The organism is Fluviicoccus sp. (assembly GCF_030646115.1).
Taxonomy (GTDB): domain Bacteria; phylum Pseudomonadota; class Gammaproteobacteria; order Pseudomonadales; family Moraxellaceae; genus Fluviicoccus.
Genome location: NZ_JAUSMX010000002.1, coordinates 209,973 through 234,297, shown reverse-complemented (window position 1 = coordinate 234,297; position 24,325 = coordinate 209,973). Strand labels below are relative to the sequence as shown.

General features: G+C 57.2%; 21 protein-coding genes. 18 read left to right on the top strand and 3 right to left on the bottom strand.

Annotation, left to right across the window (positions count from 1 at the left end):
* Window positions 1-27: 27 nt before the first annotated feature.
* Window positions 28-957 carry a sulfate adenylyltransferase subunit CysD gene (gene cysD / locus Q7T36_RS01110; RefSeq protein ID WP_304843101.1) on the top strand — a complete coding sequence of 310 codons (930 nt, stop codon included), beginning with the start codon at window positions 28-30 and terminating at the stop codon, window positions 955-957.
* On the top strand, window positions 957-2,393 hold the full coding sequence (gene cysN / locus Q7T36_RS01105) for a sulfate adenylyltransferase subunit CysN (protein ID WP_304843099.1): 1,437 nt from the start codon (window positions 957-959) through the stop codon (window positions 2,391-2,393). Before cysD ends, cysN begins: the two co-directional genes overlap by 1 nt.
* A gap of 51 nt (window positions 2,394-2,444) precedes the next feature.
* Here the strand turns inward: cysN and Q7T36_RS01100 are convergent, their stop codons facing one another.
* Window positions 2,445-2,837, bottom strand: coding sequence for a surface-adhesin E family protein (locus tag Q7T36_RS01100; RefSeq protein ID WP_304843097.1), 393 nt, complete (start codon window positions 2,835-2,837; stop codon window positions 2,445-2,447).
* Window positions 2,838-2,973: 136 nt separating this feature from the next.
* Here Q7T36_RS01100 and Q7T36_RS01095 point away from each other — a divergent pair, with 136 nt between their 5' ends.
* Window positions 2,974-3,789, top strand: coding sequence for a formate/nitrite transporter family protein (locus Q7T36_RS01095; RefSeq protein WP_304843095.1), 816 nt, complete (start codon window positions 2,974-2,976; stop codon window positions 3,787-3,789).
* On the opposite strand, the gene Q7T36_RS01090 is transcribed toward Q7T36_RS01095, so the two are convergent.
* Window positions 3,781-4,626, bottom strand: coding sequence for an arginase (locus Q7T36_RS01090; protein ID WP_304843092.1), 846 nt, complete (start codon window positions 4,624-4,626; stop codon window positions 3,781-3,783). The two genes, Q7T36_RS01095 and Q7T36_RS01090, sit on opposite strands and share 9 nt — an antisense overlap.
* Before the next feature lie 138 nt (window positions 4,627-4,764).
* Between Q7T36_RS01090 and Q7T36_RS01085 the strand changes: the two genes are divergently transcribed.
* Window positions 4,765-5,511, top strand: a complete 747-nt coding sequence (locus tag Q7T36_RS01085) for a DUF2846 domain-containing protein (protein WP_304843090.1) — start codon at window positions 4,765-4,767, stop codon at window positions 5,509-5,511.
* Window positions 5,490-5,810 (top strand): hypothetical protein, encoded by a 321-nt coding sequence (locus Q7T36_RS01080; RefSeq protein ID WP_304843088.1) that lies wholly within the window; start codon window positions 5,490-5,492, stop codon window positions 5,808-5,810. The genes Q7T36_RS01085 and Q7T36_RS01080 overlap by 22 nt, the downstream gene beginning before the upstream one ends.
* Before the next feature lie 36 nt (window positions 5,811-5,846).
* On the opposite strand, the gene Q7T36_RS01075 is transcribed toward Q7T36_RS01080, so the two are convergent.
* Window positions 5,847-8,573 (bottom strand): response regulator, encoded by a 2,727-nt coding sequence (locus Q7T36_RS01075; protein ID WP_304843086.1) that lies wholly within the window; start codon window positions 8,571-8,573, stop codon window positions 5,847-5,849.
* Window positions 8,574-8,677: 104 nt separating this feature from the next.
* On the opposite strand from Q7T36_RS01075, the gene cysM reads away from it, so the two are divergent.
* The 13 genes from cysM (at window position 8,678) to eno (ending at window position 24,287) form a co-directional block, all read left to right on the top strand.
* Window positions 8,678-9,571 (top strand): cysteine synthase CysM, encoded by an 894-nt coding sequence (gene cysM / locus Q7T36_RS01070; RefSeq protein ID WP_304843084.1) that lies wholly within the window; start codon window positions 8,678-8,680, stop codon window positions 9,569-9,571.
* A gap of 80 nt (window positions 9,572-9,651) precedes the next feature.
* The gene (locus Q7T36_RS01065) at window positions 9,652-10,455 is read left to right on the top strand and encodes a 3'-5' exonuclease (RefSeq protein WP_304843082.1); all 804 of its coding nucleotides are present in this window, start codon (window positions 9,652-9,654) and stop codon (window positions 10,453-10,455) included.
* On the top strand, window positions 10,455-11,789 hold the full coding sequence (gene rlmD / locus Q7T36_RS01060) for a 23S rRNA (uracil(1939)-C(5))-methyltransferase RlmD (RefSeq protein ID WP_304843080.1): 1,335 nt from the start codon (window positions 10,455-10,457) through the stop codon (window positions 11,787-11,789). Before Q7T36_RS01065 ends, rlmD begins: the two co-directional genes overlap by 1 nt.
* A 3-nt stretch (window positions 11,790-11,792) precedes the next feature.
* The gene (relA, locus tag Q7T36_RS01055) at window positions 11,793-14,060 is read left to right on the top strand and encodes a GTP diphosphokinase (RefSeq protein WP_304843078.1); all 2,268 of its coding nucleotides are present in this window, start codon (window positions 11,793-11,795) and stop codon (window positions 14,058-14,060) included.
* Between the two features lie 3 nt (window positions 14,061-14,063).
* Window positions 14,064-14,867 (top strand): nucleoside triphosphate pyrophosphohydrolase, encoded by an 804-nt coding sequence (gene mazG / locus Q7T36_RS01050; protein WP_304843077.1) that lies wholly within the window; start codon window positions 14,064-14,066, stop codon window positions 14,865-14,867.
* A gap of 59 nt (window positions 14,868-14,926) precedes the next feature.
* Window positions 14,927-15,919: a GTP 3',8-cyclase MoaA gene (gene moaA, locus Q7T36_RS01045; protein ID WP_304843075.1), complete on the top strand. Its 993-nt coding sequence runs from the start codon at window positions 14,927-14,929 to the stop codon at window positions 15,917-15,919.
* A gap of 39 nt (window positions 15,920-15,958) precedes the next feature.
* Window positions 15,959-16,501: a molybdenum cofactor biosynthesis protein B gene (gene moaB, locus Q7T36_RS01040; RefSeq protein ID WP_304843073.1), complete on the top strand. Its 543-nt coding sequence runs from the start codon at window positions 15,959-15,961 to the stop codon at window positions 16,499-16,501.
* Between the two features lie 3 nt (window positions 16,502-16,504).
* A complete protein-coding gene (gene glp, locus Q7T36_RS01035) occupies window positions 16,505-17,761 on the top strand; it encodes a gephyrin-like molybdotransferase Glp (protein WP_304843071.1) in 1,257 nt (418 codons plus the stop codon).
* Window positions 17,762-18,019: 258 nt separating this feature from the next.
* Window positions 18,020-19,051 carry a porin gene (locus Q7T36_RS01030; protein WP_304843069.1) on the top strand — a complete coding sequence of 344 codons (1,032 nt, stop codon included), beginning with the start codon at window positions 18,020-18,022 and terminating at the stop codon, window positions 19,049-19,051.
* A gap of 221 nt (window positions 19,052-19,272) precedes the next feature.
* Window positions 19,273-20,271: a porin gene (locus Q7T36_RS01025; RefSeq protein ID WP_304843067.1), complete on the top strand. Its 999-nt coding sequence runs from the start codon at window positions 19,273-19,275 to the stop codon at window positions 20,269-20,271.
* A gap of 193 nt (window positions 20,272-20,464) precedes the next feature.
* On the top strand, window positions 20,465-22,093 hold the full coding sequence (locus Q7T36_RS01020; protein ID WP_304843065.1) for a CTP synthase: 1,629 nt from the start codon (window positions 20,465-20,467) through the stop codon (window positions 22,091-22,093).
* Window positions 22,094-22,129: 36 nt separating this feature from the next.
* Window positions 22,130-22,975: a 3-deoxy-8-phosphooctulonate synthase gene (gene kdsA / locus Q7T36_RS01015; protein ID WP_304843063.1), complete on the top strand. Its 846-nt coding sequence runs from the start codon at window positions 22,130-22,132 to the stop codon at window positions 22,973-22,975.
* Window positions 22,976-22,994: 19 nt separating this feature from the next.
* Window positions 22,995-24,287, top strand: a complete 1,293-nt coding sequence (gene eno, locus Q7T36_RS01010; protein ID WP_304843061.1) for a phosphopyruvate hydratase — start codon at window positions 22,995-22,997, stop codon at window positions 24,285-24,287.
* Window positions 24,288-24,325 lie beyond the last annotated feature (38 nt).

The window sequence follows — 24,325 nt, the reverse complement described above, 5'->3', positions numbered from 1 at the left end:
GCCCCCACAACCTGCAGGTCCCTTCCGATGGTTACCCTTTCGCAGAAACGACTGACCCATCTCAAGCAGCTGGAAGCCGAGTCCATCCACATCATCCGCGAGGTTGCGGCCGAGTTCGAAAACCCGGTCATGCTCTACTCGGTGGGCAAGGACTCCGCCGTCATGCTGCATCTGGCGCTGAAGGCCTTTGCGCCGGGCGTGCCGCCATTCCCGCTGATGCACGTGGACACCACCTGGAAATTCCAGGAAATGATCACTTTCCGCGACTACATGGCGAAGAAGCACAACTGGAACCTGATCGTCCACATCAATGAAGAGGGCGTCAAGGCAGGGGTAAACCCCTTCACCGTTGGCAGCGCCAAGCACACCGATGTGATGAAAACGGAAGGCCTGAAGCAGGCGCTGAACAAGTACAAGTTCGATGCCGCTTTCGGTGGCGCCCGCCGCGATGAGGAAAAGTCCCGCGCCAAGGAACGTTTCTATTCCTTCCGCGATCGCAACCACCGCTGGGACCCCAAGAACCAGCGCCCGGAACTGTGGAATATCTACAACTCCAAGATCGACAAGGGCGAAAGCATTCGCGTGTTCCCGCTGTCGAACTGGACCGAGCTGGATATCTGGCAGTACATCTACCTCGAAAACATCGAGATTGTGCCGCTGTATTTTGCCGCCGAACGTCCGGTGATTGAGCGTGACGGTACGCTGATCATGATCGACGACGACCGCATCCTGCAGTACCTGAGCGATGAAGAGAAGGCGAAGATCCAGACCAAGAATGTGCGCTTCCGGACATTGGGTTGCTATCCGCTGACGGGCGCTGTGGAGTCCACCGCAGCCACCCTGCCGGAAATCATTCAGGAAATGCTGCTGACCAAGACGTCCGAACGTCAGGGCCGTGTCATTGACCACGACTCCGCCGGTTCCATGGAAAAGAAGAAGATGGAGGGGTACTTCTAATGTCTCATCAATCCGACCTGATCGCCTCCGATATTCTGGGCTATCTCAAGCAACACGAAAACAAGGACTTGCTGCGTTTCATCACCTGCGGCAACGTCGATGACGGCAAGTCCACGCTGATTGGCCGCATGCTGCACGACTCCAAGCTGATTTTTGAAGACCAGCTGGCCGCCATCAAGAAGGACTCGCTGAAGTACAACACCACCGACCAGGACATTGACCTGGCGCTGCTGGTGGACGGTTTGCAGGCCGAACGCGAGCAGGGCATTACCATTGATGTCGCCTACCGCTATTTCTCCACCGAGAAGCGCAAGTTCATCATCGCCGACTGCCCCGGCCACGAGCAATACACCCGCAACATGGCGACCGGTGCATCCACCTGCAATCTGGCCGTGATCCTGATTGACGCCCGTCGCGGGGTGCAGACCCAGACCCGTCGCCACAGCTTCATCGTCAGCCTGCTGGGCATCCGCCATGTCATTGTCGCCATCAACAAGATGGACCTGGTCGATTTCAGTGAAGAGGTCTACAACCGCATTCGTCAGGAATACCAGGAGTTTGCGGCCGAGCTGAACATTCCGGACATTCATTTTGTGCCGGTCTCGGCCTTGCGCGGCGACAACGTCATCACCCGCTCTGAAGGCATGGGCTGGTATACCGGTGAAACCCTGATGGAATTGCTGGAATCGGTGCAGGTCAACCACGACACCACGCTGGACGCTTTCCGCTTGCCGGTGCAGTACGTGAACCGGCCGAACCTGGATTTCCGGGGCTTCTGCGGCACGGTGGCTTCCGGTGAAATCCACCCCGGCGACAACATTGTCGCGCTGCCGTCCGGCAAGCGCTCCAAGGTTAAGACGGTGCTTGGTTCCACTGGAGAAGCCGATCTGGCCTTTACCGGCCAGGCCATTACCCTAACGCTGGAAACCGAAATCGACATTTCGCGCGGTGACATGATTGTGCGCGCGGATGAAAGCGAGCCGAACGTCTCCACCGCCTTTGATGCGCATGTGGTGTGGATGAACGAGAATCCGTTGCAGCCGGGCAAGGAGTATGCCTTCAAGCTGTCGGGCAAGGTAGTGTTCGGGCGTGTGGAGGCGGTGTTGCACCGTATCGACGTCAACTCGCTGGAACACTTCAATGCCGGGCAACTGGCGCTGAATGAAATCGGCCTGTGCCGCATCGTGGTCAATGCGCCGGTAGTGTTTGACGCCTACCGGGATTGCCGGGGTACAGGCAGCCTGATCATCATCGACCGCATGAGCAATGCCACGGCCGGAGCCGGTATGATTACTGCTGCCGCCCATGTCGCAGAAGCGGCGGTTGACGGTGATGAGCTGGCGCGTCTGCGCGCCTTTGAGGTGGAGCTGAACACGCTGGTCCGCAAGTACTTCCCGCACTGGGACACCAAGGACATCAGCAAGCTGCTCAAGTAAGCTACAGTCTGCGTTATGAATGCCGCCCGGCCGCAAGGTCAGGCGGCTTTTTTATTTTCCGCAAATAACCTTGGCAATATCCGCACTGGCGGTATTCGGGAAGATATCAATAAATTCCAGTTGATCATCAGGCGTGCTGCGGCTGTGCACCGGCTGGCCGTCAAGCGCCAGTTTCTCGTCGCGGGTGGCTGATGTTTTCCCTTGGCAATCATAGACATCCGTGGTCAGCGTTTCGTTGTATTTCCGGCCGTAGTCCTCCGTAACCTCCTTGTACTTCGCCCGAACCAAGGCTTGCTTCAGGGACTTTCCGGCCACGTTGACCGTTTTGATGGAATCGGTATCCACCGCCCATTGATCACCCTCGCGGGAGGAGGAGGCCGTCCAGGTTTCGGCTTGCGCCAACAGGGGCAGGGCGGTAAAAAACATCAGGGGCAGGATTCTCATGATTATTATTCCTGAAAAAGGTTAGGGTTATTCCGTCAATCATAGGACCAACCACTGCACACAGGAAGTGACTTTTCAGCATGGATTCGTTAAGAATACGCCCACGCGTTAACCCCCCGGACACATGAGGATTTCCATGCCCGAAATTTACGGCTCCGATGCCTTTTCCCCCAAGGAAATTGCCGCCCGCGTCGAAACCGTTGGCGTCACCAAGGCCCGCTTGCCCTTGTTGACCATGCTTATGCTAGGCATCCTGGCGGGTGCGTTTATCGGCCTGGGGTCGCTGGGGTTTGTGATCGTTAAATCCGATGCCTCACTCGGCTTCGCCATTGCACAGTTACTGGGCGGGGCGGTGTTCTCGCTGGGGCTGTTTCTGGTGCTGGTGGCGGGGGCGGAGTTGTTTACCGGCAACAACCTGCTGGTCATGGCCTGGGCAGACGGCAAGATCACCACCCGCGAGTTGCTGCGGAACTGGCTGGTGGTGTGTACCGGCAACCTGATCGGCGCGGTCGGGCTGGCGGTGCTGGTGTTCCTTTCGCACCATGCCGATCTCAATAACGGCGCCATTGCCGCTCAATACCTCAAGATAGCCGCCGCCAAAACGGATCTGCCGTTCCAAACCGCTTTCTTTCGCGGTGTGCTTTGCAATGTTCTGGTCTGCATGGCCGTGTGGATGGCGTTTGCCGGGCGCAGTGTCTTCGACAAGGCCGTGGCCGTGTTCTTGCCGGTGACGTTGTTCGTTGCTGCCGGGTTCGAGCACAGTATTGCCAACATGTTCTTCTTTCCCATGGCCATGCTGCTGCAGGCCGCCGGTACTGTTGATGCCGTTCCGGTGATCACGGTGTGGGGATGCCTCACCAATCTGGCGGCGGTCATTCTGGGCAATCTGGTCGGCGGCAGCGTGCTGGTCGGTCTGGTATATCACATCATTTATCATCGCCGTTCAGCGTAGCAGGCTGTTCAGCAGCGCGGTCAGGGTTTTCTGGGTGCGCAGGTCGCGATCCAGCGTCGGGTTGAACTCCACAATCTCCACCGCCTTCAACCGGCGGCGGTTGCGGCTGTGCAAGGCCTTGACCAGATGCGGCAAGGACAGGCCGTCCGGCTCGCGCACGCTGACGGCGGGGGCATAGGCGGGGTCCAGCGCATCCAGGTCAATGCTCAGGCCGAATCCGTCCGGCGCGGCCGAAACCCGCCGCCAGGCCTCGGCCACACAGACGCCCAATCCGCGCCGCCGGATTTCATCCATGGTATAGAACCGCACTCCAAGCCGTTGCAGGCGTTCCGGCTCGCCCGGTTCGTAACTGCGCACCCCCAGCACCACGGTATATTCCGGCCTCACCATGGGGCCTTTGCCCAGTTGCAACGCCGGTTCGCCTTCGCCCAGCAGAATCGCCAGCGGCATGCCATGCAGGCGGCCGCTGGGCGAGGTAAGCGGGGTGTGGCTGTCCAGATGGGCATCAATCCACAGCAGGCCCAGCGCCTTCCGGCCATAATCTGACAGCCCGCTCCAGGTGCCGATGGCGCAACTGTGATCGCCGCCGATAATCACCGGCAGGCCGCGCTTTTGCTGGCGCAAAACCCGCCGCGCCAGTCGGATGCAGGAGTTGCGGAGTTCCGGAACCCCTTCCGGCCAAGGCAGGGGTTGTGCCTGGCATTGCCACACCAGCCCGCCATCCAGCATGCCATGCCGGTAACGCAAGCGGCTGCGCCGATAGAGCCATGGACCGTTACGGTTGCCGGTGTCTGCGCCGCCAATGGCAAATCCGGCGTCAATTGCGACGGTTTTCATTGTCCATTTTCCGGATTTGTGGTCTGATTCATGCAACCATACACAAAAATAAAGGCATGGGCATTCCATTGCCAACTAAATCAAAGGTAACATCTGCAATTCTGAAGGGTTACCAGAACAACAGTGAGGATGTCCCCTATGCGTTGCCTCGGACCAGGACTGGCTTTGGCGGGTCTGATTACCTTGACCGCCTGCTCCACCCCCCAGACTGCCCTGCACCCGGTCAGCAACCCGCAACTGACCCAATTGCGCGGAAAAATTGATCATGTGCTGGATACCTACCGCCCACGCGGCTTCAGTATCGGCTCTTATGTCATGCCCACCAAGGGCAGCCTGTACCAGCCGGTTCCGGCTACTGACGCCCGCAGTTCGATTATTTATATCTACCGGCCTGCCAGCACCTGGAATGCCGAAGAGATTCTGGCGCCCAATATTTTCGTCAACGGCCGCCGCTTGCACGGGCTCCGCAACAACGCCTACTTCTGGCTGGAGCTTCCAGCCGGTGAGTATGATTTTGCGGCGCGTCGTCCGGTGGGGCCGGTTTATCTGGGCTATATTTTCCGCACCAAGCTGAAGGTGGAAGGCGGCAAGCAATACTATTTCCGTTATGACGAGGAAGGTTTCCGCATCAAGCCCGAGAAAGCACTGGGTCTGTTACAAATGGGACCCTTGTCGGAAATGCCTGAAAAGATGGCTATCCAGGAAATTCGTGAAACCCGCCTTGACCAGCCCGGTTATGCCTTCGCCACTCTATCCCAGGAACGCTGGAAACCGTTTGACCTGTTTGCCGATGGTGAGCATCCCGTGCCCCCCGAGCGCATCCAGGAGCTGAAGGACGTCAGTATCGGCAAAGAGGTGGTGTTGTGGAACCCGCTGACCTGGTAAAGCCGCCTCTATCCCGGCCGCCACAGCACATTTCGCTGGGGTGGTTGGTGCTTGACGTGGCGGGCATGTCGGTAATGGGGCTTGGTTTTGCCGTGATGCTGGGCAAATTCAATCCCTTGCCTCCGGCATGGCAATTTGGCGGAGCTGGTTTGTTGCTGGTGGTAGTCGGCCTGTTGTGCATGTTGCCCTTGTTCTGGAAAATCCGCAGCGCCATTCGCCATGTCCGTCATCAGGATGAGATGTTCCTGAACAGTCTGCCACCGGCGGTCGCGCAAGCCCTCAAACAACACACCCGCTAATCAACTGCTGAATTTGCGGCGCATGGTGTGCGCCGCCTACATCGGAAGTGTGGTGTTGTCCTGCCAATCCTGTAATTCCGCCATGATGCCCAGCAGCGCCTCAATATCCGGGGAGGCTGCCTCGATCGCTTTCTCCGGTTGATGTTTCAGCGCGTCCTTGAGGCGTTCCTCCAGCCGGCAGGCGGCCGTGCGCAAAGAGGGAACTCCACAGTAACGCGTGGCGCCATGCAAATAGTGGGTGTGGGCCAACAGGGCGGCGGCATTGGCTTGATGAATCGCCGCTTCCATCTTTTCCTGTTGCGCGGGCAGGCTGCCCAGCAACATATCCAGCATGTCCCGTGCCAGGTCCGCCTTGCCCGCGGCCAGATGCAGGCTTTCATTCCAGTCAACCAGAACTGCGCTGGCGAGCTTTTGTTCCGGGGTCACCGCCGGCATCCAGCCGGACTCCTGCAGCATGACGCCTGTCCATTTCTGGATGATGTGGATGAGTTGTTCTTCCTGCAGGGGTTTGGTCAGGTAGTCATTCATGCCTTCACGCAGCATATGGTCACGCTCATCCGACAGTGCGTGGGCGGTCAGCGCCACAATCGGCACCCGCTTGCCATCCCGTTCATTGTCACGGATGGTGCGGGTGGCGTCGATGCCAGACATGCCCGGCATCTGAATGTCCATGAATATCAGGTCAAAATGGCCGGCAAGGGCGCGCTGTACCGCCTCCTGACCGCTGCTGACTCCCAATACTTCAATACCCATATCCTCCAGCAGGGTGCAGACCAGTTTGAGATTGGCCGGGTGGTCGTCTACCGCCATGATGCGCAATGGAACTGGTTTAACGGTGACCGGAGCGGCTTGTATCCACGGCGACGGATCGTTCAGCTTGGCCATGCTGAAGCACTGCGCCAGCAAGGCCAGTAATACCCGGGGGCGCAGGGGCTTGGACAAGCAATGCAGACGGTATTGCGACACAAAATGCGGTTCCGGCTGGTTGTCATAACCCCGTGTCAAAACAACAATCGGGCCGCTATAACACGCACGCAATGCCTGCAACCTTGAGGGGGTGCTCTCGTCAAAAAAGCGGCTGCTGATAACGGCTCCGTCGCAAGGGGTTTTCAAGGCCTCGAGCAGACCTTCCCAATCAGTAGCTGCAATAACTTGTGCCTGAGCGCGGGACAAGGCGCCGCTCAGCAACTGCCGGCATTTTTCGTGCGGTTCCAGGATCAGCAGTTTTTTGTTTGCCAGCAATACGGCCTCCTGCGGCTTGGACTCCACAATACAGGCCTTGAAGTCAAACCAGAATGTTGCTCCGACTTCTTGGGTTTCATCGAAACCGATCTGGCCTTCCATTAATCCCACCAGATTCTTGGCGATGACCAAGCCCAGCCCGGTGCCGCCAAATTGACGGCTGACCGACGGGTCACCTTGCTGGAAGGCCTGGAACAAGTCGGCCTTGGCTGTGCGGGTCAGGCCGATACCGGTATCGGTCACACTGATCTTGATGACATGGTGCAGGGGGCGTGTGTCTTCCAGCATGACGCGAACAACTACTTCACCGGCCGGTGTAAACTTGATGGCGTTGCTTACCAGATTGGTCAGCACCTGCTTCAGGCGTAGGGAGTCCCCTTCCATCATGTGTGGAACATCGTCATAAATGAAGGCAATCTGCTCCAGACCCTTGTCATCGGCTTGGGGCGACAACATGTTCAGCACATCAAAAACGGTATCTTCAATGGACAGCGGCTGGCGTTCCAGTTGCAGCTTTCCGGCCTCGATCTTGGAAAAATCCAGCACATCATTAATGATGGCCAGCAGGTTGTTGGCCGACTTCTGGATGGTTTCGACAAAGTCCGCCTGACGCCCCTGCAACGGCGACTTCAGCAGCAGGCGGCTGAAACCGTTGATGCTGTTGAGCGGAGTCCGGAGTTCGTGGCTGATATTGGCCAGGAATGCCGATTTGATGCGATTGCCTTCAATGGCTTGAGCCCGCGAAAGGCGCAATTCAATGTTCTGCGCCTCAATGGTCTGATAATTTTCCTCCAGATCGGCACGGGTTTGCTCAATATCCTGACGCAATTCAGCCACACTGGCGGTCACGCGTTCCAGCAGGGCATTAATGTCATCCTGCAATCCGGCCAGGTCGCCCTCCGCCTGACAGTCCAGACGTTGTTCCAGGTTTTCCGGCGTCATCTGGGTAATTTGCCGGCTCATGCGGCTGATCGGTTCCAGCCATTTGCGCAGGGTAGAAGCCAGAATCAGGGCCAGCACGAACAGCATGATAAAGGCGCTGAACGAGGTGATAATCGCGGATTGATAGCGGGCGATGGTAAATGGCGCCGGACGCAGTTCTATCGCCAGCCAGTAGTTCGCAGAGCCATAGCTGAAGGGAGACAGCGCCAGCAGGTAGTTGGCCCCGTCCGGCGCGGGGTATGTCTGAAAGCCGGTTTTAGTGGGAAGACTTTCGAACACGGTCTTGAGCAGCGGCCCCCCGTGGGCGACAACCTGCCTGTCCTTATCCAGAATGCTGATGGAGCGGATATAGGGGCTCTCCAGCGCCGACTGCGTCATTTCCCGCCATTGCCCCTGGCCGGCCGAACCCATGGCTTCGGTCCGGTATTTTTCCACCAGCACTTCCGCATTGCGCATCTGCAAGTCGTCTATGTCCTGAAAACGCAGCATGACCGTGAATATGCCGAACAGAATGACAAACAACGTCACCGGTATCAGGGTTGCAAACAGCAGGCGGGTATGAAGGCTGACCGTTTTCATGAATTTTGTCGTGATGGTAACCAAAGGTTACTTTAACGAAAGAGCATGTCCCTGACAGCACTTTTTCTTTACAATCGCGCCCCAGAATCCCGGAGGCTCCCGCCATGTCATACCTGACCCCAGAACTATGTGTCGGCAATACGCCACTGGTGCGATTGCAACGGCTGGGAGTGCATACTGGCAATACTCTGCTGGTGAAGCTGGAAGGCAACAACCCCGCTGGTTCGGTCAAGGACCGGCCGGCGCTGAACATGATCCGGCGCGCTGAGGAGTCCGGGCGTATTCGCCCTGGCGATACACTGATTGAAGCGACCAGCGGCAATACCGGTATTGCCCTGGCCATGGTAGCGGCCATGAAAGGCTACCGAATGATCCTGATCATGCCGGATCACATGAGCCGGGAGCGCAAGGACGCCATGGCCGCCTATGGCGCCACCCTGATTGAAGTGCCGCAGTCCACCGGCATGGAAGGCGCCCGCGATTTGGCGCTGCGCATGGAGACAGAAGGCAAAGGGCTGGTGCTGAACCAGTTCGGCAACCCTGATAATCCGCTGGCCCACTACGAAAGCACCGGCCCGGAAATCTGGCGGGATACGGATGGAGCGGTAACTCACTTCATCAGCTCCATGGGCACCACCGGCACCATCATGGGAGTTTCGCGCTATTTGAAAGAACAAAATCCTTCCATACAGATTGTCGGCCTGCAACCGGGTGACGGTGCACAAATTGCCGGTATCCGCCGCTGGCCGGAAGCGTATTTGCCGACTATTTTTGAAAGGGAACGGGTGGACCGGATCATGGATATTCCGCAGAAAGCAGCGGAAGACACCATGCGCCGTCTGGCGCGGGAAGAGGGCATCTGCGCCGGGGTATCCTCCGGCGGGGCGGTGTGGGCCATGTTGCAACTGGCCGAACAGGTCAAGGATGCCGTCATGGTCGCCATTGTTTGCGACCGGGGCGACCGCTACCTCTCCACCGGCCTGTTTTCCGCTGAATAAGAACGATGTATTTCGGGGTGAAATGATTCGCCCGATACCCGGCAGCCGGCGAAATCTCGCCATCAATCAGGAAGTGCGGTATGCCCAGAGAAAAAGGAACACTGGTTTTCGATATCGAGACCATCCCGGACATTTCGCGCGCCAAGCGCCAGTACGGTCTGGAAAACCTGGACGATGCCGAGGCTTTTGAAGCCCTGAAAAATATCCGCCGCCAGGAAACCGGTGGCTCTGACTTTTTCAGGCATCACTTGCATCGCATTGTCTGCATTTCGGTGGTGCTGCGGCTGGGTGACACCGTGCGCGCCTGGTCGCTGGGCGAGGAAGACGGCAATGAAGCCGATATCATCCGCCGCTTCTTTACCGCCATCGACAAATATGATCTGACGCTGGTGTCCTGGAACGGCAGCGGCTTTGATCTGCCGGTGCTGCATTACCGCGCCATGTTGCATCAGATCAGCGCCCCCATGTACTGGGAAATGGGCGAGCACTACAAGGATTTCCGCTACAACAACTACATCAACCGCTTCCACTTGCGGCACGTTGACTTGATGGACGTACTGTCCATGTATCAGGCGCGGGCGGCCCAGCCGCTGGACCAGATTGCCTCTTTCCTCGGCTTCCCCGGCAAAATGGGCATGGACGGCAGCCAGGTTTATGAGCAGTACCTCGCAGGTAATCTGGCCGGCATCCGCCATTACTGTGAAACCGATGTGCTGAACACCTGGCTGGTGTATCTGCGCTTCCAGTTGCTGCGCGGCGAGATGTTCCGCCCCGACCATGACCGCGAAGTTGAACGGGTGCGGGAGTTGCTGGAAAACAGCCCGAAACCCCATTTGCAGGAATTCCTCAGTGCATGGAATGCAGCTCAAGAGACTGTTGATTGATGAAAAAGAAACAACGCCAGCGTCTGAAAGACCAGGCCCCGGACACCCTGACCATTACCCGTCTCAGCCATGAAGGCCGGGGCATTGCCCACCACGACGGCAAGACCGTCTTTGTGCGCGGTGCGCTGGCCGGTGAAACCGTCACGGCCCGCACCACGCTGATTCGCGGCAAATTCAACGAGGCCGATACGGTTGAAGTGCTGGAGGCCTCCCCGGAGCGCGCACAGCCGCCTTGCCCGCATTTTGGTATCTGCGGCGGCTGTGAATTGCAGCACATGGCGCCATCCGCCCAGATCGCGTTCAAGCAAAAGGTGCTGGAAGAGCAGTTCCGACATTTCGGCAACCTGCAGCCCAAAGAGTGGCTGCCGCCCATGGTGCACAACACCCAGGATTACCGCCGCAAGGCGCGCCTGGGTGTCAAGTTCGTGGTCAAGAAGGACAGCCTGTTCGTCGGATTCCGTGAAAAAGGGTCGCCGTTTCTGGCGGAGTTGTCCTCCTGTGCGGTGCTGGATCAACGCATTGGCAGCCGGATCATGGCGCTGCGTGAACTGATTGGCGGCATGGACGCCAAGGATACCCTGCCGCAAATCGAGTTTGCCGCCGGTGATGAGAGCGTGGCGCTGGTTTTCCGCCACATGGAACCCCTGTCAGCTTCCGATCAGGAGAAACTGGTGGCGTTCTGCCGTGACCTGGACTGGAAGTGTTACCTGCAACCGGGTAACTACACGACCGTTCATCGCGTCTGGCCTCTGGATGGTGAAGACCGCCTCACCTATGCCTTGCCGGACTTCAACCTGACCATGCGCTTCCATCCGCTGGATTTCACCCAGGTCAATGCCGCTATCAACCGGCAAATGGTCAAGCTCGCCATTGAAATGCTCAATCCGCAACCTCACGAGCGGGTGCTGGACCTGTTTTGCGGGCTGGGAAACTTCACCCTGCCGCTGGCGACACGCGCCGGTCATGTGGTGGGTGTAGAAGGGGATGCCGCCATGACCGAACGCGGTTATGAGAACGCCCGGCACAACAATCTCAGCAATGTGGATTTTTATGCCCAGGATCTGACGGCTGATTTTTCCGGCCAGCCGTGGGCGAAGGAGGGCTTTGACGCGCTGCTGATTGACCCGCCGCGTTCGGGCGCTTTGGAAGTGGTACAGTATTTGCCTCGTTTCGGGGCGAAGCGCATTGTTTATGTTTCCTGTAGTCCCGCGACTTTGGCGCGGGATGCCGGAGAGCTGGCCAAGGCGGGCTATACGCTGAAAAAAGCGGGTGTGATGGATATGTTCACCCATACCGCCCATGTCGAGTCGATTGCCTTGTTCGAAAAAGGTTGAACGATGGTCAAGGTTCGCGAAGATTATCCGTTGCAGGCGGACGGCGAGGTCAACCTCGACGCCTGGATTGACCGCATTGGCGCCCAGGTGGAATTGCACGATCCGGCATTGTTGCGGCGCGCCTGCCTTTTTGCGCGTGAGGCGGATGAGAGCTACGCCAAGGAACACCCGTGGAGTACGCGCACCAACAGCTTCCTGACCGGTCTGGCCATGGCGGACATCCTGGCCGACCTGAAACTGGACCAGGAGTCGGTCATGGCCGCCGTGCTCTACCGGGCGGTGCGGGAAGGCAAGACTACGCTGGAGATTGTGCGCAAGGAATTCGGGGTGGATATCGCCTTGCTGATTGAAGGCGTGCTGCGCATGGCCACCATCAGCCAGATCATCAATCCCGATTCCGTCAACAGCAAGTTCTCGCAAAGCCAGTTGCAGCTCGACAACATGCGCAAGATGCTGGTGGCCATGATTGACGATGTGCGGGTGGCGCTGATCAAGCTTGCTGAACGAACCTTCGCCATCCGCGAACTGAAAGAGGCTTCCGAAGAGCGGAAGCAACGGGTTGCCCGTGAAATTTTCGACATCTACGCCCCCTTGGCGCACCGCTTGGGCATCGGCCAGATCAAGTGGGAACTGGAAGACTTGTCCTTCCGTTACCTTGAACCGGAAGCCTACAAACATATTGCCCGTTTGCTGGATGAAAAACGCCTGCAAAGGGATGTTTATATCCAGAGCGTCATCCGCGAGCTGAAGGACGCCCTGCTCAAGGCGGATATTCACGCGGAAATCAGCGGTCGCGCCAAGCATATTTACTCCATCTGGCGGAAGATGCAGCGCAAAAAACTGAGCTTCCACGAACTCTATGACATTCGCGCCGTGCGCATCATGGTGCCGCAAGTACGCGACTGTTACGCCGTGCTCGGCATTGTCCATTCGTTGTGGAAACACATCCCCAAGGAATTCGACGATTACATTGCCACGCCCAAGGAAAACGGCTATCGCTCACTTCATACAGCCGTCATTGGTCCGGATGGCAAGGCGCTGGAAGTGCAGATCCGCACCACCAACATGCACGAAGAAGCAGAGCTCGGCGTCTGCGCGCATTGGGTATATAAGGAGGGCAGCAAGGGCGGCAGCAACAAGGACGCCGGCTACGAAAGCAAGATCGCCTGGCTGCGCCAGGTGCTGGAATGGCAGGAGGACATGGGGGAGGGCCAGATTGATGTGCTCGCTGACCAGATCCGTCAATCCATCAAGCATGAACGGGTCTATGTCTTTACCCGCGACGGACATGTCATTGACATGGAGACCGGAGCCACGCCGCTGGACTTCGCCTACACCATCCATACCCAGCTGGGCCATTCTTGCCGGGGCGCCAAGGTCAATGGCCGCATTGTCCCCATGAACACCCGGCTGCAAACCGGCGATCAGGTGGAAATTCTCACCCAGAAAGGCGGCACCCCCAGCCGGGACTGGCTCTCCGGTAATCTGGGCTATCTGGGCACCACCCGCGCCCAGGCCAAGGTTCGCCAGTGGTTCAAGCTCCAGGATCGGGAAAACAATATCCGCATCGGCCGCGAGTATCTGGAAAAAGATCTGGCCCGTATGGCCTTGACCTTGAAACATGTCAATCTGGCCGATTACGCACCCAAGTTGAACGTCAAGACTTCCGACGATGTGCTGGCCGGTGTCGGCGCCGGGGATATCCGCGCCTCGCAAGTGGTGGGGATGATTGCCGAGAGCCTGCCGCAGGACCCGGCCGCCGAGCCGCCCGCCATCCAGCTGAACAAAGGCCGTAAAGCCTTGCGCAGCGGGGTGGTAGTCGAGGGCATGGACAATGTGCTGACGCATGTCGCCGGCTGTTGCCGGCCCATACCGGGAGAGCCGGTTGTAGGTTATATCACGCATAACCGGGGCATCAGCGTGCATGCCTGCGCGTGCAGCGAGTTGTTGAAATTGCAGGAAGAGGAACCCGACCGCATCATTGAAGTCAGTTGGCAGCAGACCGTCGGTACGGTGCAGCCGGTCAGTATCCAGGTTCAGGCCTGGGACCGCACCGGCTTGCTGCGTGACATTACCTCGGTGCTGGCCAACGAGCATGTCAATGTCACCAGTGTGCATACCGAGTCCAACAAGCAGGACGGCATCGCCACCATGGACATTATTGTCGAGGTGGAAAGCCTGGGGCAGTTGGGCCGTTTACTGGCGCGCATTGAGCAACAGCCCAATGTCATTGCCGCCCGCCGCGTTTCCACCAGCCTGCCCAGGACTTGAGCCATGACCGAACCCCGTTACGATTTGCCGGCGTTGCTGGACATCATGGCCACCCTGCGCAGCGAGAACGGTTGCAGCTGGGATCGCAAACAAAGCTTTGAGACATTGGCCAAATATGTTATTGAAGAGGCACATGAGGTCACTGAAGCTATTGCCGCCCGCGACTACACTCATTTGTGTGAAGAGTTGGGCGACCTGTTGCTACAGGTGGTTTTCCAGGCGCAGATCGGGCGCGAACAAGGCCTCTTCGATTTCTCCGACGTAGTACAAGGCATCAGCGCCAAGCTGGTCCGACGGCATCCCCATGTGTTTGCCGATCAGACCGGCCTGACTCCTGAAGAGGTAAGTTCCCAATGGGAACTTATCAAGGCCGAAGAAAAAGCGGGGAAAGGGCAGGGGCAGTGGTTCATGGAGCAGGTGTCTTCCGGATTGCCGGCCTTGGCCCGTGCGGAAAAGTTGCAGAAGCAGGCTTCCAAAGTCGGATTCGACTGGAACAACCCGCGCGCGGTGCTGGAAAAAATGCAGGAAGAACTGGGTGAAATTGACCAAGCCCTGCAGGAATCTCCGGAGAAAGTGGCGGAAGAGGTCGGCGACCTGCTGTTTTGCGCCGTCAACCTGGCCCGGCACCTGAATGTGGACAGTGAACAGGCCCTGAAGCTGACCAACCAGAAATTTGTACGCCGTTTCAACCATATAGAAGAACGGTTGCAGCAGCAGGGCAAAACCCTGGAAGGCAGTAATCTGGGGGAAATGGAGAGTTTGTGGCAGGAGGCCAAACGACGGGAGGGAAACCCGCCAATCGGCTAGTACCCGGCGACGCCATAGCCGGGGCTATAATGCATGCAGGCTATTCGGAATCACCGGTCATGACCACCCGCCTCGTTGACGGCTTTGGACGCGAAATCACTTACGTACGTTTGTCCGTGACAGACCGCTGTGATTTCCGTTGTGTCTACTGCATGAGTGAAGACATGCAGTTCCTGCCGCGACAGCAGGTGCTCAGCCTGGAAGAAATCTACCGCGTCGGCAAGGCCTTCGTCGACATGGGCGTCACCAAGCTGCGCCTCACCGGCGGTGAGCCGCTGATTCGCCCCAATATCCTGTTGCTGGTTGAAAAACTGGCGGCCTTGCCTGGTCTGCGCGAACTCACGCTCACCACCAACGGTTCCCAATTGGCCAGGCTGGCGCAACCCCTGCGTAATGCCGGTCTCAACCGTATCAATATCAGTCTCGACAGCCTCAAGGCCGACAAGTTCCGCGCCATCACCCGCACCGGCAATCTTGATGAGGTTCTGGCGGGAATAGATGCCGCCAATGCCGCCGGTTTCCAGCGCACCAAGCTCAATGCCGTTATCCTGCGCGGTCGCAATGACGACGAAATTTTGCCGTTGGTGGATTACGCCCGCCAACGCCTTCTCGATCTTTCCTTTATAGAGGAAATGCCGCTGGGCAATATCAGCGAGCATGACCGCGCCAATACCTACATCAGCAGTGAAGAAATCCGCCAGCGGATTGCCCAGCGTTATCCGCTGCTACCGGCGACAGACCAGACCGGCGGGCCTTCGCGTTATTGGCGCATGGGTGATTCCGGCAGCCGCCTGGGTTTCATTTCCCCCCACAGCCACAACTTTTGCGGCAGTTGCAACCGGGTGCGTGTGACCGTGGAAGGGCGCTTGCTGCTCTGTTTGGGCAATGAACACTCGGTGGACCTGAAACAGGTATTGCGCGCCAACCCGGATGACGATGTCGCCGTGCGCGACGCGATTGTGGCCGCCTTGCCCTTGAAACCCGAGCGCCATTATTTCAATCTTGAGGAAGAGCCGCAGATTGTCCGATTCATGAACATGACGGGCGGGTAGTTTCCTGACAATACCTTAGCAACATCCAGAGAGCATTCCATGAGCCATTCCAAAGCCGACAAACCGTTCATTCCCCTGCAAATCGCCATCCTCACTGTCTCCGACACCCGTTCACTGGAAACCGACACCTCCGGGCAATTCCTGGTCGATGCGTTGACCGAGGCCGGTCATTTGCTTGCTGATCGACGAATTGTCAAGGACGACATTTACCAGATCCGCGCCGTGCTCTCTGCCTGGATTGCCGATCCGCTGACGCAGGCCGTCATCATTACCGGTGGCACCGGCTTCTCCGGACGCGACAGCACCCCGGAAGCGGTCACGGTGCTTTTTGACAAGAATGTGGAAGGCTTTGGTGAGTTGTTCCGTCATTTCTCATTGCAGGAAATCGGCACCAGCACCCTGCAATCGCGTGCGGTGGCGGGCATGGCTAACAATACCGTCGTCTTTTGCCTGCCCGGCTCCACCAATGCCTGCCGCACCGCCTGGCAGAACATCTTGTTGCAACAGTTGGATAACCGCAACCGCCCCTGCAATTTTGTGCCGCACCTGAAACAGGCCGCCTATTGCGAACCCCGGGGATAAGCCATGAATGACTGCGGTTGCTACAGCATCACTTCCACCGGCTTGATGCCGGTCAACGCGGCCATTGAGCGTTTGCGGCAAGCTGGTCAGGCCAGGACGCCTGAAATTGAAAGGGTTTCTTTGGTGCAGGCCCTGAACCGGGTGCTGGCGGTTGATATCCTGGCGCCGGTGGATGTGCCGCCCCGGGACAACAGCGCCATGGACGGTTATGCTGTCCACACCGACAGCTTGGGCAGTATTCCCTTGACGCTGGCGATCAGTCAGCGTATTCCGGCTGGTGTAAATCCCGAGCCGTTGAGGCCCGGCACCGCTGCCCGGATATTTACCGGCGCCGTGATTCCTGAAGGGGTCAATGCGGTCGTGATGCAGGAAAACTGCTGTCAGGCAACGCCGGATTCGGTGCAGATCCGGCAGGCGTTCAAGGCGGGCGAGAATATCCGCCTCATCGGGCAGGATATCCGCACCGGAACCCGGATTCTGCAACAGGGAGAGCGCTTGGGTCCGGCAGCGATCGGCATGCTGGCGTCGTTGGGATTGGCCGAAGCGCCCGTTTACCGACGCCTGAAAGTGGCTGTGCTCAGCACCGGCGATGAGCTGGTTGAACCGGGTTCGCCGCTTCAACATGGCGGGCAGATTTACAACAGCAACCGCTATCTGTTGCAGGCGCTGCTGACAAGGCTGGATTGCGAATCGATTGACTTGGGCGTCGTTGCCGACAACTTGCCAGATACCTTGGCTGCCCTAGACAAGGCCCGGAAGCTGGCCGATGTGGTTATCAGCAGCGGCGGGGTATCGGTCGGGGAGGAGGACCACGTCAAAACAGCGGTGGAACAGTTGGGGAAACTGGATTTCTGGAAGATTGCGATCAAGCCTGGCAAGCCTCTGGCGTTTGGACGTATTGGCGAAACGGCCTTTATCGGCTTTCCGGGAAACCCGCAGTCGGTGTGGATTACATTTTTAATACTCGGCAGGCAGTTCCTGCTGGCCCGGCAAGGCCAGCGTTTCCGCAATGAACCCGCCGGTTATCCGGTTCCGATCTCGTTCAGCGTGGCCAAGCCCTTGAAGCGCGTGGAGTATTTGCGTGTAAGGCTGGTGGAGACGGAGCAGGGTTTGGTGCTGGAAAAACATGTCAATCAGAGCAGCGGGGTGTTGTCGTCCAGTCTGTGGGCCGACGGTCTGGCGTGTATTCCGGTGGATGTGGTGCTGAATCCGGGTGACTCTGTTCGTTTTATGCCCTTCTCCGGATTCGGAGTTGCTTGACGGGCAAATGAATGTTTTGTTACAAGTCGCATCAGTTTGGTGCGAAAGCATCAACCGGGCAGGGTTTTTTATCAGTGACTTTTGCAAAAACAAGCAAAAAAAGATCAAGTGTTTTGCAGAATGTTGTTGACAGCCTGTCTAAGTTGTTACAAATTATGTCACATATAGCCCTGTGCAGCCGGATGTGTCCGACGAGATGCACCAGAATGTGACAGGCAGTGTGAACTTTGACTTTTTAAACCGAAAGGGGATTTGAGAATGAAACGTAATCTGCTTGCTCTGGCCATTGGCGCCGCTGTTCTTCTGCCGCTGACTGCACAGGCCGCTCCGACCGTTTATGGTCGTCTGAACCTGTCGGTTGACTATGTGGATGTTGACGCTACGGGTCTGGAACCCGCTTGGGTTGTGAACAGCAATGCCTCCCGCATTGGCGTCAAAGGTAATGAAAAGCTGTCTGATGACTTTACCGCCGTGTACAAGGCTGAATGGCAAATCAATGGTGATATGGCTGGTGGTGGTGACTTGGGTGGTCGTGAACGCTACATCGGTCTGAAGCACTCCAGCCTCGGTACCATCCGTCTGGGTGCCATTGATTCTCCGTTGAAGACTTCGGAAGACATGGTTGATGCTTTCAATGATCATGCCGTCTTGGATATGGCAAATCTCGGCAACGCCGTTGCTGGTGTTCCGGCTGTTGCAAATGTCAGCTTGTCTGGTCAGTCACGCCTGAACAACTCCATCAACTATGTTTCGCCCAAGGTTCTTGATGTGTTCGGCGCAAACATCACCTTTGTTCCGGGTGAAAGTGCAGCCCCTTGTTCTGTACCGCCAAATGGTAACCCTGGTTGTGGTAACGACTTGGCCAACGGCATTTCCGCTGCCTTCAGCTACGAAGATGACAACCTGTACCTGTCTGCCGCACTGGACAAGGAAATTGCCGGTAAAGATCTGATCCGTGCCGTGGGCCGCTACAAGATGGACAAGTTGGTCTTTGCTGGTTTGTACCAGCAAGGTGAAACTGTTAATGCAGCCAACTCTGATGAGACCGCGTTTGTTTTCAGCGCATCTTACGAAATGGACAAGCTGACCTTCCGTGGTGAGTTGCTGAACAACACCGTAGAAACCGGCGTGGCTACCGAAAATCAAACTGACTTGATCGGCGTGGGCGTGGACTACAACTTCTCCCAAAACACCAAGGTTTATGGCAATCTTGCTCAAGTGAAGGTTGATATCGCTGGCACAGATACAACGAATATGTTGTTGGGTGGCGGTATCGAAGTTCGCTTCTAACCTGCTCCTGAGTCACAAAGAACCCGCTTCGGCGGGTTTTTTGTGGCCTGCTGTTAACGCGTCTTGATAAAGTGAACCCCTTCGAATGTCACAGAATGTTGCTGAATTCACATTTCTGTCATCTACCAGACACCGCACTGTCATCTGATCCTTCAATACTGTGTCCCAGTTGTAGCGCCATTGTTACAGCCCTTTATGACTCAGTGTTGAGGAGACCTTGAATGAATAAGTCGCTTATCGCCATCAGCATCGCTGCCGCTCTCGCCGCCCCGATGGCGAATGCAGCCCCCAAAGTCTATGGCAAGCTGAACCTGTCGGCTGAGTCCTACAAAAAGGATTTTGAAGACGTGACCAAAGTTGATGAAGATTTCACCCGCATGGTCAGCAACGCCTCTCGCTTCGGTGTCAAGGGTGAGGATGAACTGACCGCCAACCTTAGCGCCATCTATGGTATTGAATGGCATGTCCGCGCTGACGGTGATAGTGGCACCGATCTTTCTGAACGCAACCGTTTCTTCGGTATTAAGCACCAGCAATTCGGCACGCTGAAGATGGGCAAGTACGACACCTACATGAAGTTGTCGCAAGGTGAAGTGGACCTGTTCAACGATTTTGCCGGTGACATGGAATGGACACTCGCTGGTGAAAACCGCATTAACAACGTGATCGGTTATGAATCACCCAAGTTCATGAACACCCAGATCAACGTCATGATGCAAACCCAGGATGCTGCTACAGCCGCCAAAAATGGTAACTCCCTGTCCGTCGTCCACAACAACGAAGAAATGGGTCTGTATCTGGCGCTGGCTTCCGACATGGGCATTGACGGCAAGTCCGCCCTGTTCGGCGCGCGTGAAAGCGACACCCTGCGTCTGACGGCTTCTTACAAGATTGCCGACCTGACCTTGAACTGCATCTACGGCACCAGCGAAAATATTACCGGTAAGGATGCCGAGACATCCATGTTGCTGGGTGTGGCTTACAAGATTGACGCCATTACCCTGAAGCTGCAACACAGCACGGCGGAAGCGGATGATGAGGCCAAGGTTGGCGCGGGAAAGAGCTCCGAGCGCACCATGTCTTCGCTGGGAGCTGACTACAACATCACCTCCAAGACCAAGGCGTTTGCCTGGTACACCACCCGTGAAGACGTGCTGAAGGGAGCTGCTAACGACATCGAAGAAACCATTCTGGCTGTCGGCATGGAACACAAGTTCTGATCCACGGTTTCATTCTCGGCCAAGGATGGCCAAATCCCCATGGAAGACCCTGAAAGAAACGGATTTTCACCTTGCCCGCACCTCGCGGGCTTTTTCTTTGGACGAACAGACCGCTCTGCGTTGAGACAAAACGCCCTCCCTGTTAAAATCGCCGCGCATTCCATCCTATCCCGCTAACAATCCAGGCGAATACATGACCAAGTACATTTTTGTCACCGGTGGCGTTGTTTCTTCATTGGGCAAGGGCATCTCGGCGGCTTCGCTGGCCTCCCTGCTGGAAGCCCGTGGTCTGAAGGTCATCATGACGAAAATGGACCCGTATATTAATGTCGATCCGGGCACCATGAGCCCCTATCAGCACGGTGAAGTCTTCGTCACCGAAGACGGGGCCGAAACCGACCTTGACCTGGGCTACTACGAACGTTTCCTGCGTCGCTCCAAGATGTCGAAGAACAACAGTTTTTCGTCCGGCCGCATTTATCTGGATGTGATTTCACGGGAGCGTCGCGGGGACTATCTGGGCGCCACGGTGCAGGTCATTCCGCACATCACCGACATGATCAAGCAGCGCATCCGGGAAGGTGCGCGCGGTTATGACGTAGCCATTATCGAAATCGGCGGCACGGCCGGGGACATTGAGTCCCTGCCTTTTATGGAAGCCGTGCGCCAGATGCGGGTGGAACTGGGTTTTTCCGGATCGCTGATGGTTCACCTGACGCTGGTGCCTTACATTGCATCCGCCGGTGAAACCAAGACCAAGCCTACCCAGCATTCGGTAAAGGAGTTGCGTTCCATCGGCCTGCAACCCGATGTGCTGATCTGCCGCTCCGACCATACGATTTCCGAAGAATCCCGTCGCAAGATTTCCCTGTTCACCAATGTGGAAGAGCGGGCGGTGATCCTGGCGGAAGATGTCGCTAGCATCTACATGATTCCACGCACGCTGAATGAACAGGGCCTGGATGATTATGTGATTGAGCGTTTGGCATTGGGCGAACGTCCGCCAGCCGATTTGAGCGACTGGGATGCCGTGGTGGAAGGCTTGCTGAAGCCGGAGCGGGAAGTGACCATTGCCATGGTCGGCAAATACACCGAACTGCCTGATGCCTACAAATCCCTGAATGAAGCCCTGTTGCACGCCGGTATCCAGCACCGCACCAAGGTTCGCATTGATTATGTGGACGCCGAGTCGGTGGAAGAACAGGGCATTGACCTGATCAAGGATGCCGATGCCATCCTGGTGCCCGGCGGCTTTGGCGACCGTGGCACGGAAGGCAAAATTGCCGCTATCCGTTATGCTCGTGAGAACAAAGTGCCTTATCTGGGCATCTGCCTGGGCATGCAACTGGCGGTCATTGAGTATGCGCGTCATGTAGTGGGACTGGGTGGTGCATCGTCCACCGAGTTCAACAAGCAGTGCACCCATCCCATCATTGCCATGATCACAGAATGGACCAATGAGGCCGGTGAATTGATCACCCGCGACGAAAATTCCAATCTGGGCGGCACCATGCGTCTGGGTGCACAAGTCTGTCATCTGGAAACCGGTACGTTGGCGCGCAAGGTGTATGGCAACGATACCATTGTTGAACGCCATCGCCATCGCTATGAAGTTAACAGCGGCTATATTGGCCGTCTGGTGGAAAAAGGCTTGCGGATTTCAGGCCGCAGCGCCGATCAGAATCTGGTGGAAGTGGTGGAGATCGCCAATCATCCCTGGTTCCTGGCTTGCCAGTTCCACCCGGAATTCACCAGTTCCCCTCGTGACGGCCACCCCTTGTTCAGCGGGTTTGTCGGTGCGGCGCTGGCGCACAAGTCCTAAAACAACAATGACTCCCAATTGCTGAGGAATGGCACCATGAATGAACGCTTGCTGAGTCTGGGTTCCATCACCATGGGCAATTCCCGCCCGTTCGTGCTGTTTGGCGGCATGAATGTGCTGGAATCCCGCGATATGGCCATGCGTGTTTGCGAGCACTATGTGGAAGTGACCCAAAAGCTGGGCATTCCCTATGTGTTCAAGGCCTCTTTCGACAAGGCCAACCGCTCCTCGATCAATTCCTATCGCGGTCCCGGCCTGGAAGAAGGCCTGCGCATTTTCGAAGAAATCAAAAAACAGTTTGGCGTACCGTTGATTACCGATGTGCATGAACCGCATCAGGCGCAACCGGTAGCGGAAGTCTGCGACATTATCCAGTTGCCGGCGTTCCTGTCCCGCCAAACCGATCTGGTGGCCGCCATGGCCAAGACCGGTGCCATCATCAACATCAAGAAGGCCCAGTTCCTGGCCCCCCAGGAAATGAAGCACATCATCAGCAAGTGCAACGAAGCCGGCAACGACAAGATTGTGTTGTGCGAGCGTGGCTCCAGCTTTGGCTACAACAACCTGGTGGTGGACATGCTGGGCTTCGGCATCATGAAGCAGACCGGTTATCCGGTGTTTTTTGATGTTACGCATTCGCTGCAAATGCCGGGTGGTCTGGCGAACGCAGCCGGCGGCCGCCGCGCCCAGGTCACTGAATTGGCTCGCGCCGGTATGGCGGTCGGCTTGGCCGGATTGTTCCTGGAGGCCCATCCGGACCCGGAACTGGCCAAATGCGACGGCCCCTGCGCCTTGCGCCTGTCACAACTTGAAGCTTTCCTCACCCAGATCAAGGCTATTGATGATCTGGTGAAGCAATTCCCCGCGATTGACACCCATTAACTGCTAAGGAGCTCTGGACATGTCCCAGATTATCGATATTCGCGCCCGTGAAATCCTGGATTCCCGTGGAAACCCCACGATCGAGGCTGATGTCATCCTGGAATCCGGCGTCATCGGTCGCGGTTGTGCTCCCAGCGGCGCCTCCACCGGCTCCCGCGAAGCGCTGGAACTGCGTGACAAGGATCCGAAGCGCTATGCGGGCAAGGGTGTGCTGACGGCGGTTGGTAACGTCAACCGTGATATCTGCGAGCTGCTCACAGGCCGTTCGGTGTATGACCAGGCCGACATCGACCGGGCGATGATTGCCCTCGACAACACCGAAAACAAGTCCAAGCTGGGCGCCAACGCCATGCTGGCCGTGTCACTGGCCTGCGCACGTGCTGCTGCTATGGACAAGCGTGTGCCGTTGTACGAATACATGGCCTCGCTGCGCGGCGCCACCAGCTACACCATGCCGGTGCCGATGATGAACATCCTCAACGGCGGCGAACACGCCGACAACACCGTCGATATCCAGGAGTTCATGGTGGAGCCGGTTGGCTTTACATCCTTTGCCGAAGCCCTGCGTTGCGGCGCCGAGATTTTCCACGCCCTGAAGAGCGTGCTGAAGTCCAAGGGCCTGAGCACTTCCGTGGGTGATGAAGGCGGTTTTGCCCCGAACCTGCGCAGCAATGAAGAAGCGCTGCAAGTGATCATGGAAGCCATTGAAAAGACCGGTTACAAGGCTGGTGACAATGTGCATCTGGCGCTGGACTGTGCGGCCAGCGAGTTCTACAAGAACGGCATGTATCATCTGGAAGGCGAGGGCAAGTCCTTTGATTCCGACCAGTTCACTGACTATCTGGCCGGTCTCACCCGCCAGTATCCGATCATTTCCGTGGAAGACGGTCTGGACGAATCCGATTGGGCCGGCTGGAAGCTGCTGACCGACAAGATCGGCGACAAGATCCAGCTGGTGGGCGATGACCTGTTTGTCACCAACCCGGCCATCCTGCAACGGGGCATCAACGAAGGCGTAGCCAACGCCATCCTGATCAAGTACAACCAGATCGGCACGTTGACCGAAACGCTGGACGCCATTTACTTGGCCAAGCAGAACGGTTACGCCACCGTGATTTCACACCGTTCGGGCGAAACCGAGGACTCCACCATTGCCGATCTGGCCGTGGCGACCTCAGCCGGTCAAATCAAGACTGGTTCGCTGTGCCGTTCCGACCGCACTTCCAAGTACAACCAGTTGTTGCGCATTGAGCAGGAACTGGATTATGTGGCTGCCTACCGTGGTCGTGCGGAGTTCCGTGCTTTCCGTTAATCCCTCTGTGCCGGGACCGGTATCTTTTGATGCCGGTT

Excerpts from the sequence above, each read along its gene's own strand:
- cysD (WP_304843101.1), top strand. The coding sequence starts at position 28 with ATGGTTACCCTTTCGCAGAAACGACTGACCCATCTCAAGCAGCTGGAA.
- cysN (WP_304843099.1), top strand. The coding sequence starts at position 957 with ATGTCTCATCAATCCGACCTGATCGCCTCCGATATTCTGGGCTATCTC.
- Q7T36_RS01100 (WP_304843097.1), bottom strand. The coding sequence starts at position 2,837 with ATGAGAATCCTGCCCCTGATGTTTTTTACCGCCCTGCCCCTGTTGGCG.
- Q7T36_RS01095 (WP_304843095.1), top strand. The coding sequence starts at position 2,974 with ATGCCCGAAATTTACGGCTCCGATGCCTTTTCCCCCAAGGAAATTGCC.
- Q7T36_RS01090 (WP_304843092.1), bottom strand. The coding sequence starts at position 4,626 with ATGAAAACCGTCGCAATTGACGCCGGATTTGCCATTGGCGGCGCAGAC.
- Q7T36_RS01085 (WP_304843090.1), top strand. The coding sequence starts at position 4,765 with ATGCGTTGCCTCGGACCAGGACTGGCTTTGGCGGGTCTGATTACCTTG.
- Q7T36_RS01075 (WP_304843086.1), bottom strand. The coding sequence starts at position 8,573 with ATGAAAACGGTCAGCCTTCATACCCGCCTGCTGTTTGCAACCCTGATA.
- cysM (WP_304843084.1), top strand. The coding sequence starts at position 8,678 with ATGTCATACCTGACCCCAGAACTATGTGTCGGCAATACGCCACTGGTG.
- Q7T36_RS01065 (WP_304843082.1), top strand. The coding sequence starts at position 9,652 with ATGCCCAGAGAAAAAGGAACACTGGTTTTCGATATCGAGACCATCCCG.
- rlmD (WP_304843080.1), top strand. The coding sequence starts at position 10,455 with ATGAAAAAGAAACAACGCCAGCGTCTGAAAGACCAGGCCCCGGACACC.
- relA (WP_304843078.1), top strand. The coding sequence starts at position 11,793 with ATGGTCAAGGTTCGCGAAGATTATCCGTTGCAGGCGGACGGCGAGGTC.
- mazG (WP_304843077.1), top strand. The coding sequence starts at position 14,064 with ATGACCGAACCCCGTTACGATTTGCCGGCGTTGCTGGACATCATGGCC.
- moaA (WP_304843075.1), top strand. The coding sequence starts at position 14,927 with ATGACCACCCGCCTCGTTGACGGCTTTGGACGCGAAATCACTTACGTA.
- moaB (WP_304843073.1), top strand. The coding sequence starts at position 15,959 with ATGAGCCATTCCAAAGCCGACAAACCGTTCATTCCCCTGCAAATCGCC.
- glp (WP_304843071.1), top strand. The coding sequence starts at position 16,505 with ATGAATGACTGCGGTTGCTACAGCATCACTTCCACCGGCTTGATGCCG.
- Q7T36_RS01030 (WP_304843069.1), top strand. The coding sequence starts at position 18,020 with ATGAAACGTAATCTGCTTGCTCTGGCCATTGGCGCCGCTGTTCTTCTG.
- Q7T36_RS01025 (WP_304843067.1), top strand. The coding sequence starts at position 19,273 with ATGAATAAGTCGCTTATCGCCATCAGCATCGCTGCCGCTCTCGCCGCC.
- Q7T36_RS01020 (WP_304843065.1), top strand. The coding sequence starts at position 20,465 with ATGACCAAGTACATTTTTGTCACCGGTGGCGTTGTTTCTTCATTGGGC.
- kdsA (WP_304843063.1), top strand. The coding sequence starts at position 22,130 with ATGAATGAACGCTTGCTGAGTCTGGGTTCCATCACCATGGGCAATTCC.
- eno (WP_304843061.1), top strand. The coding sequence starts at position 22,995 with ATGTCCCAGATTATCGATATTCGCGCCCGTGAAATCCTGGATTCCCGT.